The 14,377-nt window shown below is 35.6% G+C and carries 17 protein-coding genes; 10 read left to right on the forward strand and 7 right to left on the reverse strand.

All coding sequences use genetic code 11. The features are described 5' to 3' along the window. Window positions 1–244 precede the first annotated feature (244 nt). Entirely contained in the window at window positions 245–2,473 is a 2,229-nt protein-coding gene (locus AN959_RS10415; protein WP_056830565.1) for an S-layer homology domain-containing protein, read from the forward strand. A gap of 65 nt (window positions 2,474–2,538) precedes the next feature. Here AN959_RS10415 and AN959_RS10420 read toward each other — a convergent pair whose 3' ends face one another. Together AN959_RS10420 and AN959_RS21040 are read right to left on the reverse strand one after the other, a co-directional pair. Further along, the gene (locus tag AN959_RS10420) at window positions 2,539–3,285 is read right to left on the reverse strand and encodes a hypothetical protein (protein WP_056830567.1); all 747 of its coding nucleotides are present in this window, start codon (window positions 3,283–3,285) and stop codon (window positions 2,539–2,541) included. Between the two features lie 180 nt (window positions 3,286–3,465). Then, the gene (locus AN959_RS21040) at window positions 3,466–3,654 is read right to left on the reverse strand and encodes a sensor histidine kinase (RefSeq protein ID WP_156350772.1); all 189 of its coding nucleotides are present in this window, start codon (window positions 3,652–3,654) and stop codon (window positions 3,466–3,468) included. A gap of 170 nt (window positions 3,655–3,824) precedes the next feature. On the opposite strand from AN959_RS21040, the gene AN959_RS10425 reads away from it, so the two are divergent. From AN959_RS10425 to AN959_RS21320, 6 genes are all read left to right on the forward strand, one after another. Then, window positions 3,825–4,304, forward strand: a complete 480-nt coding sequence (locus AN959_RS10425; protein ID WP_056830569.1) for a PTS glucose transporter subunit IIA — start codon at window positions 3,825–3,827, stop codon at window positions 4,302–4,304. Between the two features lie 116 nt (window positions 4,305–4,420). After that, window positions 4,421–5,863, forward strand: coding sequence for an N-acetylglucosamine-specific PTS transporter subunit IIBC (gene nagE, locus AN959_RS10430; RefSeq protein ID WP_056830571.1), 1,443 nt, complete (start codon window positions 4,421–4,423; stop codon window positions 5,861–5,863). A gap of 110 nt (window positions 5,864–5,973) precedes the next feature. After that, window positions 5,974–7,134 (forward strand): N-acetylglucosamine-6-phosphate deacetylase, encoded by a 1,161-nt coding sequence (gene nagA, locus AN959_RS10435; RefSeq protein ID WP_056830573.1) that lies wholly within the window; start codon window positions 5,974–5,976, stop codon window positions 7,132–7,134. Window positions 7,135–7,137: 3 nt separating this feature from the next. Beyond that, on the forward strand, window positions 7,138–7,407 hold the full coding sequence (locus AN959_RS10440) for an HPr family phosphocarrier protein (RefSeq protein ID WP_056830575.1): 270 nt from the start codon (window positions 7,138–7,140) through the stop codon (window positions 7,405–7,407). Window positions 7,408–7,542: 135 nt separating this feature from the next. Then, entirely contained in the window at window positions 7,543–7,863 is a 321-nt protein-coding gene (locus AN959_RS10445; RefSeq protein WP_056830577.1) for a hypothetical protein, read from the forward strand. A 177-nt stretch (window positions 7,864–8,040) separates the two neighbouring features. Next, window positions 8,041–8,181, forward strand: coding sequence for a hypothetical protein (locus AN959_RS21320; protein ID WP_172794354.1), 141 nt, complete (start codon window positions 8,041–8,043; stop codon window positions 8,179–8,181). Between the two features lie 83 nt (window positions 8,182–8,264). Here AN959_RS21320 and AN959_RS10450 read toward each other — a convergent pair whose 3' ends face one another. From AN959_RS10450 to speD, 4 genes are all read right to left on the reverse strand, one after another. After that, window positions 8,265–9,185: an NAD(P)-dependent alcohol dehydrogenase gene (locus tag AN959_RS10450; protein WP_253278906.1), complete on the reverse strand. Its 921-nt coding sequence runs from the start codon at window positions 9,183–9,185 to the stop codon at window positions 8,265–8,267. Window positions 9,186–9,333: 148 nt separating this feature from the next. After that, the gene (locus AN959_RS10455; RefSeq protein ID WP_056830580.1) at window positions 9,334–9,573 is read right to left on the reverse strand and encodes a helix-turn-helix transcriptional regulator; all 240 of its coding nucleotides are present in this window, start codon (window positions 9,571–9,573) and stop codon (window positions 9,334–9,336) included. Window position 9,574: 1 nt separating this feature from the next. Next, on the reverse strand, window positions 9,575–10,021 hold the full coding sequence (locus AN959_RS10460) for a hypothetical protein (protein ID WP_056830582.1): 447 nt from the start codon (window positions 10,019–10,021) through the stop codon (window positions 9,575–9,577). A gap of 167 nt (window positions 10,022–10,188) precedes the next feature. Then, window positions 10,189–11,004 (reverse strand): adenosylmethionine decarboxylase, encoded by an 816-nt coding sequence (gene speD, locus AN959_RS10465; RefSeq protein ID WP_056830584.1) that lies wholly within the window; start codon window positions 11,002–11,004, stop codon window positions 10,189–10,191. A gap of 284 nt (window positions 11,005–11,288) precedes the next feature. Between speD and kynU the strand changes: the two genes are divergently transcribed. From kynU to kynB, 3 genes are read left to right on the forward strand one after another with little or no spacing between them, the layout of a single operon-like run. Beyond that, window positions 11,289–12,560, forward strand: coding sequence for a kynureninase (kynU, locus tag AN959_RS10470; protein WP_056830586.1), 1,272 nt, complete (start codon window positions 11,289–11,291; stop codon window positions 12,558–12,560). Between the two features lie 14 nt (window positions 12,561–12,574). Then, a complete protein-coding gene (gene kynA / locus AN959_RS10475; protein WP_056830589.1) occupies window positions 12,575–13,429 on the forward strand; it encodes a tryptophan 2,3-dioxygenase in 855 nt (284 codons plus the stop codon). Between the two features lie 12 nt (window positions 13,430–13,441). Further along, complete coding sequence (kynB, locus tag AN959_RS10480) at window positions 13,442–14,068, forward strand: arylformamidase (RefSeq protein WP_056830591.1); 627 nt, start codon at window positions 13,442–13,444, stop codon at window positions 14,066–14,068. A gap of 37 nt (window positions 14,069–14,105) precedes the next feature. Here the strand turns inward: kynB and AN959_RS21045 are convergent, their stop codons facing one another. Continuing rightward, window positions 14,106–14,366: a hypothetical protein gene (locus AN959_RS21045; protein ID WP_156350774.1), complete on the reverse strand. Its 261-nt coding sequence runs from the start codon at window positions 14,364–14,366 to the stop codon at window positions 14,106–14,108. Between the last annotated feature and the right edge of the window lie 11 nt (window positions 14,367–14,377).

Here is a 14,377-nt window from a genome sequence, read left to right on the forward strand (position 1 = left end):
ATCTTTTTTATTTTTATATAAGTAAGGACAATATTTAGAAAGAAACTTTTTGCCTGCTTATAAAGTCTTATTAGTAATGTAAAAATAACTAATTTTAATCCTGATTTAATATTATAAGGCATTTTCCTCCTAAACTAAACATAGACTCTATAGAATTGTTTACAATTTCCAAATGGAATAATATTGTTCACAATTTACAGAATTTAGTGTACACTTTAACTATTACAATTTTAGGAGGATTATTTTGGCTAAATTAAAGAAATTTGGAATTGTATTAACATCTTCAGCTTTAACGTTAGGAATGTTTTCATCCATTGCAAGTGCTTCAACTACAGCAAATGAGCAACCCCAAATTCAAATTCAAGTTGCAGAAACAGAAAAAGTTTTTACAAAAGACGATTTAATCAAGAGATTTAAAGAACTATTCCCTAAGAAGTATGATTTTTTATCCAATAATGATTTTCACATGGGTAGTGGATATTATTATGCTACAGACAAGGAAGTCCGTTATAACTTATCTTTTTCCAAAGAAGTTAATGGAAAATATATGCATGGAAGCGTTGGATTTGTGGGAGAAAAATTAGAATTAGAGAACTTTTACTTCCAACCAACCAATGAAAAAGAGGCACTGTTTCCTGCTAAAGTATCTGAAGAGGAAGCAAGAAAGATTGCAGACGAATATTTGAAAAAGTTTGATGGTGTTGGAGAGTATCAATTAGAAAAAAACCCGTATAACTATTATCCTCAGCAAATATTAACAGAGCCTATTCGCTATAATTTTACTTTTACTCGCACCAAGGATAAAGTATCTATTTCGGATCAAAGGATTGAAGTGACTGTTTTAGGTAATGGAGAAGTGGTGCAATTTTATAAGACAAATACTCAAAAACCGGCTACTTTTGATGATATGAAACAAATATTAGATAAAGAAGAGCTGCTGAAAAAATATAAGGAAAATTTATCGATTAATCTGCAATATCAAATTGATTACGATTATAGAAATGGTGACCGTAATGTGAAGCTAGTATATCAACCATCAACTAAAGTACGAGGAGTTCATGCGTTAACAGGAAAATGGATGACTGCTAACGATTTCTCGGAAGAGTTTCCGGCTAAAACTAAAGTTGAGAAGATTTCATCTACTCCGCTTCCACCTAAACATAATGGGGTCACTCTAGAAGAAGCTAAAAAAATTGCAGAAAAATTTATTAAATCTAAATCAGACGACATAAAAGTAACGATACAATCAATAAATGAAGTTGAAAATTATAATGGTAATGGTCAGTCAGTGATTAGTGTTGACTATATGTACGAATATCGGAATGGCGGTCACGGAGCTGGTTTAGTAATTAATAAAGATACTGGCGAAATCATACAGTACTACAATATTGATCGAGACATCTCAAGACAATTTGGAGAAAAACCTGTTGAGAACAAGCTAACTCAAAAAGATGCTCTCGCTCAAGCAGTTAAATATGCAAAAGATATGATACCTTCTTATCTACACAATTATGCAATGCCAATAGAAGAAGCTTATTATGATGAAATGTCAGAATCATATAATTTCTCATTCCCAAGGGTTGTAAATGGCATTCTTGTCATTGGAGATCAAATTCAAATTAGTATTGCAGGTGATGGTTCTTTAAGCAATTTATATATCAATTATTCAGAAATAGAAAAATGGCCAGCAGTCGATAAAGTCATCTCTGAAAAAGATGCTTTAACTAAATTAAATAACGCTCTAAACTTAAAATTAAATTATCTAAAGCAAGGTAACGATAAAGAGAAAAATCACTATGACATCGTATATGTTCCAGTATTTAATGAAGACATGTATAGCTATTTAGATGCTACTACAGGTGAATGGAAAAGCATAGAAAATGGGAAAAGTCCTGTTGTTATTTCCCATCCGTGGGCTGAAGAGGAGTTAAATTACCTCATTAGCGCAAAAGTCCTGGAAGTTAAGGATGCTAAAAGCTTTAACGGGGATGCTTCAATTTCAAAAGGGGAAGCTTTAAAAGTATTATTAAATTCCATTACTTATTTTTATGATGGTATGTACAATCAAAGTACCGAAAATATGAAACAAACTTTTGATAATATTGATCCTAAACATCCATTATATTCAGCAGTAGAACGTGCGGTAAGTATGGGAGTAATTCAACCATCTGGCAAGAACTTTGATGTGGATGCACCTATCAAAAGAGAAGAACTAGCAGCGTGGTATATTAGAGTTCTAGGTTTAGAGCATGCAGCTAAACATAGTAACATCTATAAACTAGACTTTGCAGATGCAAGTAAGGTACAAAAAGAGTATATAGGATATGTAGCTTTAGCAAACTCCATGGGATTATTTAAAGTTGAAAAAAATCAATTCAATCCTGCTCAAGAAGTGACTTACGCAGAGTTGGCTGTTTCAACCATTCTTCTAGCTCACGAAATAGCTGAAAAAGGAAATGGCATCCGTTACTAAACCATTTCAAAACCCTCCCCCGTTCAAAGACGGGAGAGGGTTTTGTTTTGGTGCATTAAATTAGTTTACTCAGCTGGTAGTACTTCATCTGCTATAATCCCTGGAAGAGAAATATTATATCCTGCTTGTGATTCATATGTATATTCTCCATATACTGTTCCATAAATCGTGACAATATCATTATCAACGAAATCTGTATAGCCTACATATTCGACAAATACAATGTCATTAAAACTATAACCATATGACTCTTTTGTTACTGACAATCGAATATTCGTCATACCGTCGCCTTCTAATATTTGTACGATTTCGCCCGTATATTTCACGTATTCATCGCTATAACGGTCTGGATTCTTTTTCAATTGAGCGTATTCAATTGTTTGGGCATTTGCTTTCTTTTCTGCAGCTTCTTTTGCAAGTTGTTCTTGTCTTGCTTTTTCTTCCGCTTCCTCTTTTGCTAGCTGTTCCGCTTCTGCTTTAGCTTTTGCCTCTGCTTCTTGTTTAGCTTTTTCTTCTGCAGCAGCTTTTTCTTCTGCTTCTTTTGCTTCACGAGTTGCTTTCTCTTCCGCAGTTTCTTCCTTAACTGGTTCAACCTCTTTTGCACTTTCCGTTTCGGCTGTTGTCGTGGTATCGGTAGTTAATCCAAAAGCAAAAAATGAAATAATCATAACTAATACAGAAATACCACTAAATATAAGCATTTTTTTACCTTTTGTCCCGTTTTTCTTAATAAACGAAACGAATGAAATTATTCCGAAAATAAAAATTGCAAACAGACTAACGATCGATATTACTAAAAATAAACTATCCACTGATATCCTCCTATCTCGTTTCACCTAATTGTACGATAGTTATTTATGCTTTTGTCACGGGAATTAATGGAAATTTAAACATCGAAAGATAGATAAATAACAATTCTATATAGTAAAGATATGTTAATAGATAAAAAACCTACTAACTTTTAAAGAGTTAGTAGGTTTTTAAAGTAAATATTATTTCGGAGTTACTATTCGAATCACTGTACCCCATCCAGCCTTACTACGTATAACTAGTCCATATTGTTCACCATACGTAACTTTCAGCCTTTTATGTGTATTGGCTAAGCCAATATGATTGACATGATCCACAGTGACAGGGTTATAAAGTCTTTCTACTACTTCTGTTAATTTCTCATACGTCAAAGCCTAGAATTATATATACACATTGCTTGTTCTGGCATAGTGGTAAATTGAAAAGAATTTTTTATTCTTTTCATTTGCCCCATGCTTTTTATGTTCTGCCTTTGAAGTTTGGACAATATATATTAGGAATACAATTTTTTTGAGTCTTCATAACAAAGGAGCCAATGCAAATGCTGTCCAATTTTTTTAAATCGAAACTACTAATTTATGCCCCGCTAAACGGTGAAATAATTCCAATCGAAGAAGTTCCAGACCCCGTCTTTAGTCAAAAGATGATGGGAGAAGGGCTTGCTATTATACCAATTGGAGGCAAGGTTCACTCTCCAATAGAAGGTACAGTCATTCTTCTATCCGATACCAAACATGCAATCGGCCTTCGTTCAAAAAATGGAACGGAGATTTTGATTCATATTGGATTGGAAACGGTATCATTAGGGGGAAGTGGCTTTACGGTTTTGGTTAAACTGGATGAATCGATTTCTGTCGGGCAACCACTAGTAGAAGTGGATTGGGATTTGCTTCGTGCTCAAGATAAAAAAATAGTCACACCAATAGTTATTACAAATAGTGCAGAAAGAGTTATACGATTCGAAGATTCAAAAGAAGGTATTGTGGGTGAAACATTATTGATGACAGTATTTCCAAAATAAAGCGAAAAAGGAGGTGTAATTTTAATAGATTAAGAGACTTTATTCTGTAGACTGCAATCATTTTATTTTTTTATATCTTAATTATCTTATAAATAAGAAAAGAGGATGGGCATATCATGATGAAATATATTCAAAAGCTCGGACGCTCTTTAATGCTACCAGTAGCTGTTTTACCGGCAGCTGCAATTTTGATGGGTATTGGTTATTGGATTGACCCTACAGGCTGGGGTTCTGGAAATGTATTAGCCGCATTTCTAATTAAAGCAGGAGCTTCTATTCTTGACCATATTCCAATCCTATTTGCGGTAGGCGTTGCATTTGGAATGGCCAAAGAAAGAGACGGCTCTGCTGCAATAAGTGGTTTAGTTGCCTTTCTAGTTGTAACGACTATGTTATCCACTAATTCGGTTGCTTTGTTACAAGGTATAGATGCTGCTAATGTAAATGCAGCTTTCGCGAAGATTGATAATGCTTTTGTTGGTATCATTTCTGGACTTATTGCAGCTGCAATGTTTAATCGCTTCAGTCATGTAAAGCTACCTGATTTTTTAGCATTCTTTAGTGGAAAACGGCTTGTTCCGATTGTATCTGCGGTAGCGATGTTAGTTGTTTCCGTAGCATTATTCTTTATATGGCCAATCGTATATGGCTGGTTAGTTTCGTTTGGTGAGTCAATTAGCAGCCTAGGTGCAGCAGGTGCAGGTATATATGGATTCTTCAATCGTCTGTTAATACCAACTGGCTTGCATCATGCATTAAATGCAGTATTTTGGTTCGATACAATTGGTATAAACGATATCGGGAAGTTCTGGGATGGTTCCGGTGTTAAAGGTGTTACAGGGATGTACCAGGCTGGGTTCTTCCCAATAATGATGTTTGGATTACCAGCAGCTGCACTGGCGATGTATCATACAGCAAAGACGAAAAGAAAAAAACAAGTGGCTTCCCTAATGCTTGCAGCGGGCTTTGCGTCTTTTTTTACAGGGGTTACAGAGCCAATTGAGTTTGTATTTATGTTTTTAGCTCCAGCTTTATATGTAGTGCATGCTGCGTTAACTGGTCTATCATTGTTCATTGCTGCATCCTTCCAGTGGACAGCAGGATTCACTTTTAGTGCAGGGTTCATAGACTTTTTCTTAAGTCTTCGAATTCCAATTGCAAATTTACCTTTAATGTTAGTTGTTCAAGGTTTAGTTTTTGCTGTTATTTACTACTTCTTATTCCGATTCTTAATCGTGAAATTTGACTTGAAAACACCAGGTAGAGAAGAGGATGAGGAAGAAATCGAGGAAGTTGTTGACAACTCATCTAGTAGTAAATTCTCCATCTTAGCATCTATTATTTACGATGGGTTAGGTGGGGATGCAAACGTCACTTCTGTAGACTATTGCGCTACTCGTTTACGTGTAGAGGTATTAGATATGGCTCTGGTAGATCAAAAGAAAATAAAAGATACTGGCGTTCCTGGTATCAACGTTGTCGGACCAACGAGTATTCAAGTAATTGTAGGAACTAGTGTGCAATTTGTGGCGGACGAAATCGAAAAAATTAGGAATTAGAAATAGTAGAAAAAGCTGTTTAAGGAGATGTTTCCTTTCATAAACAGCTTTTTTTCTACTAAACATTTATTATAATTGGTATACATATTAATACCAAGGAGAAGTGAATCATGCCAAAAACTATACTCATTTCCAACGTAACAATCGTAAATCATGATAAAGAAGTAGTTGCGGACTTATTTCTTAAAGATGGAAAGATTGAAAAAATAGGAACACAGTTATCGAACGAAGCAGATATTCATATAAACGGAGCTTCTAATGATTGGATTGTATTCCCGGGTTTTATAGATATGCATATTCACGGTTCCGCTGGTTTTGATACGATGGACGCAACAGAGGAAGCGCTAAGAGGGATGGCACGTTCTTTAGTTAAAGAAGGGACCACAAGTTTTTTACCTACTACGATGACACAAACAACTAATGCCATAGAGACTGCACTAAAGAATATCGCAAGTTTTGTTAGTAAGACCGATGAAGCGGAAGTTCTAGGAATACATGTGGAAGGCCCATATATTTCTCCTAAACGAGCTGGGGCACAACCACTTGAATATATAATAGAACCAACTTTTGAGCAGTTTGATCGTTGGCAGCTTCTAAGTAATAACCGTATCAAGCAAATTACCATTGCTCCCGAAGTAACAGGGGGTCTTGAATTTGTAGAGACAGCTAGTAGTCAGGGGATCGTTGTTTCCATAGGACATTCCGATGCTTCATCCGAAGAAGTAGAAAAAGCGGTAAAGCTAGGTGTAAAACAAGCAACTCACTTATATAATCAAATGCGCCCATTTCACCACCGTGAACCTGGAGTGGTAGGAAGTGCATTAATTTTGGATGAAATAAAAACGGAGCTTATTGTAGATTTTATTCATTGTCATCCGAATGCAGTTAAGTTGGCATATCGATTAAAGGGAGCCTCCGGAATAATTCTGATCACAGATGCTATGAGAGCAAAAGGGCTACCTAATGGAAGCTATGATTTAGGAGGACAAATGGTAAGTGTAACAGAGAAGGGAGCGCATCTTTCGAACGGAGCATTAGCTGGGAGCATGCTGACGATGGATCAAGCAATTCGTCATTTCCGACAGGCAACTAATTGTTCTTTTACGGAGTTAGTCTCCATGTCTTCCACAAATGCTGCGAAACAATTAAAGCTTTCCAATAAGGGATCTATTGCGGAAGGTTTAGATGCAGACTTAGTATTGCTTAACAAGGACTTACATGTTCAAATAACAATTTGCAGAGGTCAAATCGTATTCGAAAAGGAGACTTGATAAATGGAAAAAATCTTTAAGATTACAACTTCTGAAGGTCTACACGCAAGACCTTCCACGTTATTAGTTTCAGCGGTTACACCTTTTAATTCGCAGGTACAACTTACGTATAATGGAAAATCGGTAAACTTAAAATCCATTATGGGTGTAATGGCTCAATCTATTACTACCGGATCAGTTGTCACTATTTCAGCCGAAGGAGAAGATGCTGAGGAACTGTTAAGTAAGGTGACAGAGGTTATTATCTCGAAAGGGCTTGGAGAGGAAGCTTAAAGTAAGAGAGATCTGTCTTTGTGACAGGTCTTTTATTGTATTTTAAAATTATAATGTAAACAGTTCCTAAATATGGGATAATTGTTAGAGGATGATAGTTTGCTTTGAATTCTACAATAATTTATCGGAGGAAGCATGAGAATTTTTATTGGTGTGATAACAATTATATTTGGTGTTTTCTTCGTAAGTTTATCTATTGATTCTTTCGGAAAAATAGGTAATGTTATATTGCATCTATATGGAATTGTTCTATGTATATTGAGTGCTTTAGTACTTAGTAACAAGAAAACTAAAGATGGTAAAATACATATAAGATTTTTAGGAATAGCAATTGCCATGACTTTTTTTGGTATTGCCTTTATATTAAATCCTGGAAGTGGAGCAAGAAGCTTTGGATTCTTTACTATTATAATGGGTGCCGTTTTTTACATAATTGACTATGTTGAAAGAATATAATCGTTTTTAAATTTAAGTATTATTTTTAAATATATACANATCGTTTTTAAATTTAAGTATTATTTTTAAATATATACAGTAGAAATCTCTTCATTCAGTTATGGTGAAAGGATACATTTTTGTATAATCGAATTCATCCAGGATAAACTATTTTTTAAAGAAAGGATGAATGATGAAATGAACGAGACCAAATTTGCAGAACTAGACCGTGAGCAGTTGCAGGAACTAAATGAGCTAGAAGAAAAACTTGGAGTTACGCTTATTGCGTATGACACCGCAACAACAAGTAGTTCCTCTTCAACTCAACAGTACAATTAAACTATGATTATGAATCTCAACCTCGAGCAGCTCGCAAGCTAGTTTAATAATTTGCATAGCTGCTTGGAGGTTGGATGTTCTCTTTACATTGTAATGACTACTTTTCCTTGATTGTGACCTTCTTCAAAATACCTAAAAGCCTCGGGAACCTCATTCAGCTTATAACTTCTATCAATTACAGGTTTAACTTTACCGGCCTCTATTAGTTCTTTGATAAAAACCAAATCTTTTTGATTTGCTCTTTGTAAAAAGCTACCCATCTTTTTACCCCCAGTCATGGAAAAGAAAGGTCCTAAAACCATAGCTTGAGTTAATTGGGCTCCGGAACCTCCGACCATAACATAATTTCCTTTCGGACGAAGAGCACGTTTATAAGCCGAAATAGGTTGATACCCGTTCACAGCAAGAATTAGGTCATAACGTTGTGCAGTTTTGGTGAAGTCTTCCTTTGAATAATCAATGACAAAGTCTGCACCAATTGATTGGAGAATATTTAAATTTCTCGTACTACATACCCCAGTCACCTCCGCCCCGAATGATTTGGCAATCTGGACTGCAAAAGTCCCTACACCACCAGATGCACCATTAATCAAAACTTTCTGTCCTGATTCAATCTTACCTTTATTCCTTAAACTCTGAAGGGCAGTGGTAGCTGCCATAGGCACTGCAGCAGCTTCCTCAAATGAAAGATTAGACGGTTTTAATACCAATACATGTTCAGGTACTACGACATATTCAGCAAAAGTTCCCCAACCACAACCGGATAAGTCTCCAAACACTTCATCACCTGGCTTAAAATGGTTAACATTTTTGCCGACTGATTCTATCCTCCCTGCAAAGTCACCTCCAGGTATGGAGTATTTTGGTTTCAATATACCAAACGCAAAGCGGGCAAGGTACGGTTCCCCTTTCAAAAGAACTAAGTTTCCGTAATTTAAAGATGCTGCATGAATTTTTACCAGAACTTGATTGTCATCCGGAATCGGTGTTTCTACCTCATTCACTTCTAGAATGTCAGGTGAACCATATTTGTTAGAAATTATTGCCTTCGTAACTATTCCTCCTTTATTAATATTATGAGAACACTGGATTTTTTAGGATTTTATTAAATAAAAGCCACTATTGCTAGTGATTTTTCAGCTATACCATTAGTCAATTCAATTCCTCCAAATTATTATTCTTTAATTCAAAAGAGAATACTTCCTCCAACGGTAAGTTGAAGACAAAAGCAATGCGAAAAGCTAATTCCAAAGAAGGGGAGTAATTTCCTTTCTCGATTGCAAAGATGGTTTGTCGTGTAACACCTACATAATCTGCTAGTTGTTGTTGCGTCATTTCACCATGGTTAAAACGCAAGCTCCGAAGGTTATTGCTTATTAAACATTTTCCCATCTTAGAATCCTCTCCGATAAAGATATATCTCCGTGACCATCCCAACCATTTCAGAGATAACCCCTGAAAAGATAAGTATGATGAACATGACATACGGTGAGACATTCAACACCAATGATCCCATTGCTAGAAAAAAGCCTCCTACAAAAACATAGTGCGAGATTGTTGTTGCTTTCATTTTTATTAATTTGTCTAGTTCATCAGAAAAAGTAGGCTCTTTTTCATTGGTAGTTATTCGATAGATGATATTGAAAATTATATAAATAATGATTTTTGCTACAATCGATATTGCTATCAAAATGACGATGAAGGTACCCCAAAAGCTGAAAACATCTGTTGTTTGAAATTTTCCTTCTTCGTACATATAAAACACATACAAGGAATAGAGCGAAAAAATTAATAAAGTGCTAATTAAAGATACGATATTTTTCTTTTCTTGATAGGACATCCACATTACCTCATTTAACTGAAAATTTAAAAAAGTAAAATTTCTTATACACAGTGTATTGTTAACTTTACAATATGTCAATTATATTTTACATATGTAGATAAAAATTTTATTCAATCATTGGTAGCTGGAGCATAAAAAAAGGACCAAAAATTTGGTCCTCACATTTATTCTGTTCTTGCCATGTTTTTAGCGTAAAAAATCTCATCCATTTCTGTTTTTAACTTCTTCGTAATGGATATCTTTTCTTCATCGGTTAACTCGTCTTCTGTGTAACCGAATAGGTAGTTATTTAAATCAAATTTTTTAAGTTTACATTTTGTATGAAAAATATTTTCTTGGTATACATTTACATCGATCATTTGATAATACTCTTGTAAGCCGACTGGAATATAGTTTTGAATGGAATTAATGTCATGATCGATAAATAATTTATGTCCCGTTACGTCTCTAGTAAAGCCTCGTACACGATAGTCCATCACCATAACATCTGTCTCAAATGAATGAATCAAATAATTCAGCGCTTTCAAAGGAGAAATTTCTCCACAGGTGGAAATATCAATATCCGCCCGGAATGTACTAATTCCTTCATCCGGGTGATACTCAGGATAAGTATGAACGGTTATATGACTTTTATCCAGATGGCCGACTACTGATTCAGGTAGTGGACCTGGTGATTCTTTAAATGCATCCGCTGGAGAATCGTCAACAGGTCCTTCAGAAACCAAAATGGTTACACTTGCTCCTTGTGGTTCATAATCTTGCTGTGCAATATTTAAAATATTTGCCTCAATAATATCCGACACTTTCGTTAAAATTTTTGTCAAACGTTCCGCATTATATTGTTCGTCGATATAGTCAATATAAGCCTCTCGTTCTTCTCTCGTTCTTGTGTAGCAAATATCATACATATTAAAACTTAAGGTCTTTGTAAGGTTATTAAACCCATGTAACTCAATTCTTTGCTTAGGAGTTAAACTCATTTTTTGAACTCCTCTCTTTCACATAAATTTAAGGCTCTGTTGAAACGATATAATAAGTATGCGTTAAAACTAGTTTTAGATTCCCCTTAGCTTTATTTTTCCACAAAAAACTTTTTCTGAAACATACAATTTACACCATTGCTCTTTTAGATTTAGAAGTAGCAAGAATTCATTATGTAAAATGGACTTGATAGTTTACCTTGTCTTATTGACACTACTTATCTTAATGCCTATGATTTATTTTAATAGAAAGAAAATTTAGATAAGGGACGGTGTCTCAACGAATGGATATTACATTGGAATATGCGAGGAAATTAGATAAACAGGATATATTAAAACACTATCGAGATGAATTTTATTTGCTGCCAGATATCATGTACATGGATGGGAATTCCTTGGGTTTATTGTCTAAGAGAGCGGAGCAGTCGCTGTTATCTATACTTGATTCATGGAAGAAATACGGAATAGATGGGTGGACACAAGGTGAGCATCCTTGGTTTTATTTTTCGGAAACGTTGAGTGAAATGTGTGCACCTCTTGTTGGAGCATTGAAAGAAGAAGTGATGATTACAGGTTCAACTACTACGAATTTACATCAGTTAGTTGCTAGTTTCTATCATCCCCATGGAAAACGGACTAAAATATTGGTGGATGAATTGAACTTCCCTTCTGATTTGTATGCCATTAGTAGTCAGTTATCGTTGCATGGATATAACCCAGAAGAACATATGAAGTTCGTGAAAAGCCATGATGGGAATACTCTACTAGAAGAAGACATAATAGAATCGATGACAGACGATATAGCTCTAATCGTGTTACCAAGTGTGCTGTATCGGAGTGGACAAATATTAAATTTGAAAGCGCTTACTAAAGCTGCGCACGAACGAAATATTATCATTGGATTTGATCTATGTCACTCTATTGGATCTCTCCCTCACAATTTGGATGATTGGGATGTAGACTTTGCGTTTTGGTGTAATTATAAGCATTTAAATGGAGGACCAGGTGCAGTTGGGGGATTGTTCGTGAATCAGAAGCATTTTGGAAAGAGACCTGGACTCGCAGGTTGGTTCGGCTCCCATAAAGAGAAGCAGTTTGACCTGGCAATAGAAATGTCACCGTCATCAAATGCAGGTGCATATCAAATTGGGACACCGAATATATTAAGTGCTGCCCCATTATATGGTTCGTTACAAATGTTTGCGGAGGTCGGTATAGATGCTATTCGTAGCAAGTCATTAACTCTAACTGATTATATGATGTTTTTAATAAAGGAAGAGTTAAAGGATTTTCAATTTAACATTGCCAATCCAGTCGACCATGAGCGTAGAGGGGGACATATTTATCTTGTTCATAAAGAGGCAGCTCGCATTTGTAAGGCATTAAAAGATCATCGGGTTATTCCTGATTTCCGCTCGCCAAATGGCATCCGTCTAGCACCAGTTGCATTGTATAACTCTTTTGAAGATGTGTGGAACACTGTACAGATTTTGAAGAAGATCATGACAGAAGAAACGTATAAAAAGTACGAAAACAAGCGAGATGTTGTTGCATAAAAAGGAGGACTTATATGCCAAAGGATATTTCGAAGCTGCATGAAAAGCTGGATGGTGAAAAAGGTATTCATACGGACTTTCGGGATGATATGACCTATGGAGATTATTTGCAGCTCGATACGATTTTATCCAGTCAAAAACGATTGTCCGGTCATCATGATGAAATGTTATTTATTATTATTCATCAAGTAAGTGAGCTTTGGATGAAGTTGATCTTACATGAATTGACTAGTGCCATTCAAGCGATACAAGAAGATAAGATGCAAGCCGCCTTTAAAATGCTGGCTCGAGTAACAAAGATTCAAACACAGATTATTCAAGCTTGGGATGTGCTCTCGACATTAACACCAGCTGAGTATTTAGAGTTTCGCGATAAACTCGGTAAAGCATCAGGTTTTCAATCCTTTCAGTACCGACAAATTGAATTTGCACTCGGTTATAAAACAAAGTTTATTCTAAAAATTTATGAGAAGGATTCAAAGTTATACAATGAGCTCGAAAAAGCATATCATTCACCTAGCATTTATGATGTGGCAATTCAAGCATTAGAAAAAGCTGGGTTCAATTTGAACCCAGCTGCTGTAAATCGAGATTATTCCGTTACATATGGAGGAGACGAGACAGTAGCAGAGGCATGGAAAGAAGTATATCAAAACGTGGACCAGTATTGGGATTTGTACCAATTAGCAGAAAAACTAGTGGATATAGAAGATTGGTTACAGCAATGGCGCTTCCGACATATGAAAACGGTAGAACGTATTATTGGTTTTAAAACTGGAACCGGTGGATCCTCGGGAGTAAATTATTTACGTAAAGTGTTAGATCATCGTTTTTTCCCAGAGCTCTGGGATTTAAGAACAAGTTTATAAGGGGTGATGGCAATGGAGAAACGCTGGATAGACATCTCACAGTCGTTTTCAAATAATATTGGTACTTGGCCAGGAGATACACCTTTTCAGTTTGAGCTAGCTTTCTCGAAGGAACAGACAGGTTCAGTTAATATTGGTCGTTTCACAACAAGTATGCATACTGGGACACATGCGGATGCACCCTATCACTTTGACAATGACGCACCTACGATTGAGCAGTTAGACATCCATATTTATATTGGTCGTGCCAAAGTAGTTGACGTCACAGGGTTGGAATCAATTGGTCGAGATGAATTGCAGTCATTTGAGTTAGAAGGGGTAGAACGCTTACTATTAAAAACTACCAAACATGTTAATGTGGAGCAATTTCCAACTAGTATTATGGTATTAAAAGAGGATATTGGTGCATTCTTGCAGGAGAAAGGAATTATTTTAATTGGCGTCGATTGTCCTTCTGTTGATGCATTAGACGATAAAGAATTACGTGTGCACCATGCACTTTATCGTCATGGTGTTCATATTCTAGAAAATTTATTTTTACAAGATGTCACTCCAGGAGATTATGAACTGATTGCCTTGCCTCTAAAGATTCAAGGAGCCGATGGCAGTCCAGTCCGAGCCGTGCTGAGACAGATATAATGGAAAGAAGGATAGAGATACTCTATCCTTTTCTATTTTACAAAATTGCGAATACCGATAGAAAGACGCATATAATTGCTAAAATAAATAGAATAGAAGAATTGAACTTACTTCTTCTCAATTTAAAACCGTATGCACCAAAAAAGATAGCAGCAGCTAATTTGGATAAGCTTTCGTAATAATAATTAGATGAAAAAAATGAACTGCTAAAAATAATCGTACTTAGCAATGTTATAGAGATTAATAGCTTAAACCACATAGGCTCGTTTAGGAATTGCTTAAAATAAAATTTAACCATTGTATACCCGT

This window comes from Psychrobacillus sp. FJAT-21963 (assembly GCF_001420585.1).
Lineage (GTDB): Bacteria > Bacillota > Bacilli > Bacillales_A > Planococcaceae > Psychrobacillus.

Excerpts from the sequence above, each read along its gene's own strand:
- AN959_RS10425 (WP_056830569.1), top strand. The coding sequence starts at position 3,825 with ATGCTGTCCAATTTTTTTAAATCGAAACTACTAATTTATGCCCCGCTA.
- nagE (WP_056830571.1), top strand. The coding sequence starts at position 4,421 with ATGATGAAATATATTCAAAAGCTCGGACGCTCTTTAATGCTACCAGTA.
- nagA (WP_056830573.1), top strand. The coding sequence starts at position 5,974 with ATGCCAAAAACTATACTCATTTCCAACGTAACAATCGTAAATCATGAT.
- AN959_RS10440 (WP_056830575.1), top strand. The coding sequence starts at position 7,138 with ATGGAAAAAATCTTTAAGATTACAACTTCTGAAGGTCTACACGCAAGA.
- AN959_RS10445 (WP_056830577.1), top strand. The coding sequence starts at position 7,543 with ATGAGAATTTTTATTGGTGTGATAACAATTATATTTGGTGTTTTCTTC.
- AN959_RS21320 (WP_172794354.1), top strand. The coding sequence starts at position 8,041 with ATGAACGAGACCAAATTTGCAGAACTAGACCGTGAGCAGTTGCAGGAA.
- AN959_RS10455 (WP_056830580.1), bottom strand. The coding sequence starts at position 9,573 with ATGGGAAAATGTTTAATAAGCAATAACCTTCGGAGCTTGCGTTTTAAC.
- AN959_RS10460 (WP_056830582.1), bottom strand. The coding sequence starts at position 10,021 with ATGTCCTATCAAGAAAAGAAAAATATCGTATCTTTAATTAGCACTTTA.
- speD (WP_056830584.1), bottom strand. The coding sequence starts at position 11,004 with ATGAGTTTAACTCCTAAGCAAAGAATTGAGTTACATGGGTTTAATAAC.
- kynU (WP_056830586.1), top strand. The coding sequence starts at position 11,289 with ATGGATATTACATTGGAATATGCGAGGAAATTAGATAAACAGGATATA.
- kynA (WP_056830589.1), top strand. The coding sequence starts at position 12,575 with ATGCCAAAGGATATTTCGAAGCTGCATGAAAAGCTGGATGGTGAAAAA.
- kynB (WP_056830591.1), top strand. The coding sequence starts at position 13,442 with ATGGAGAAACGCTGGATAGACATCTCACAGTCGTTTTCAAATAATATT.
- AN959_RS21045 (WP_156350774.1), bottom strand. The coding sequence starts at position 14,366 with ATGGTTAAATTTTATTTTAAGCAATTCCTAAACGAGCCTATGTGGTTT.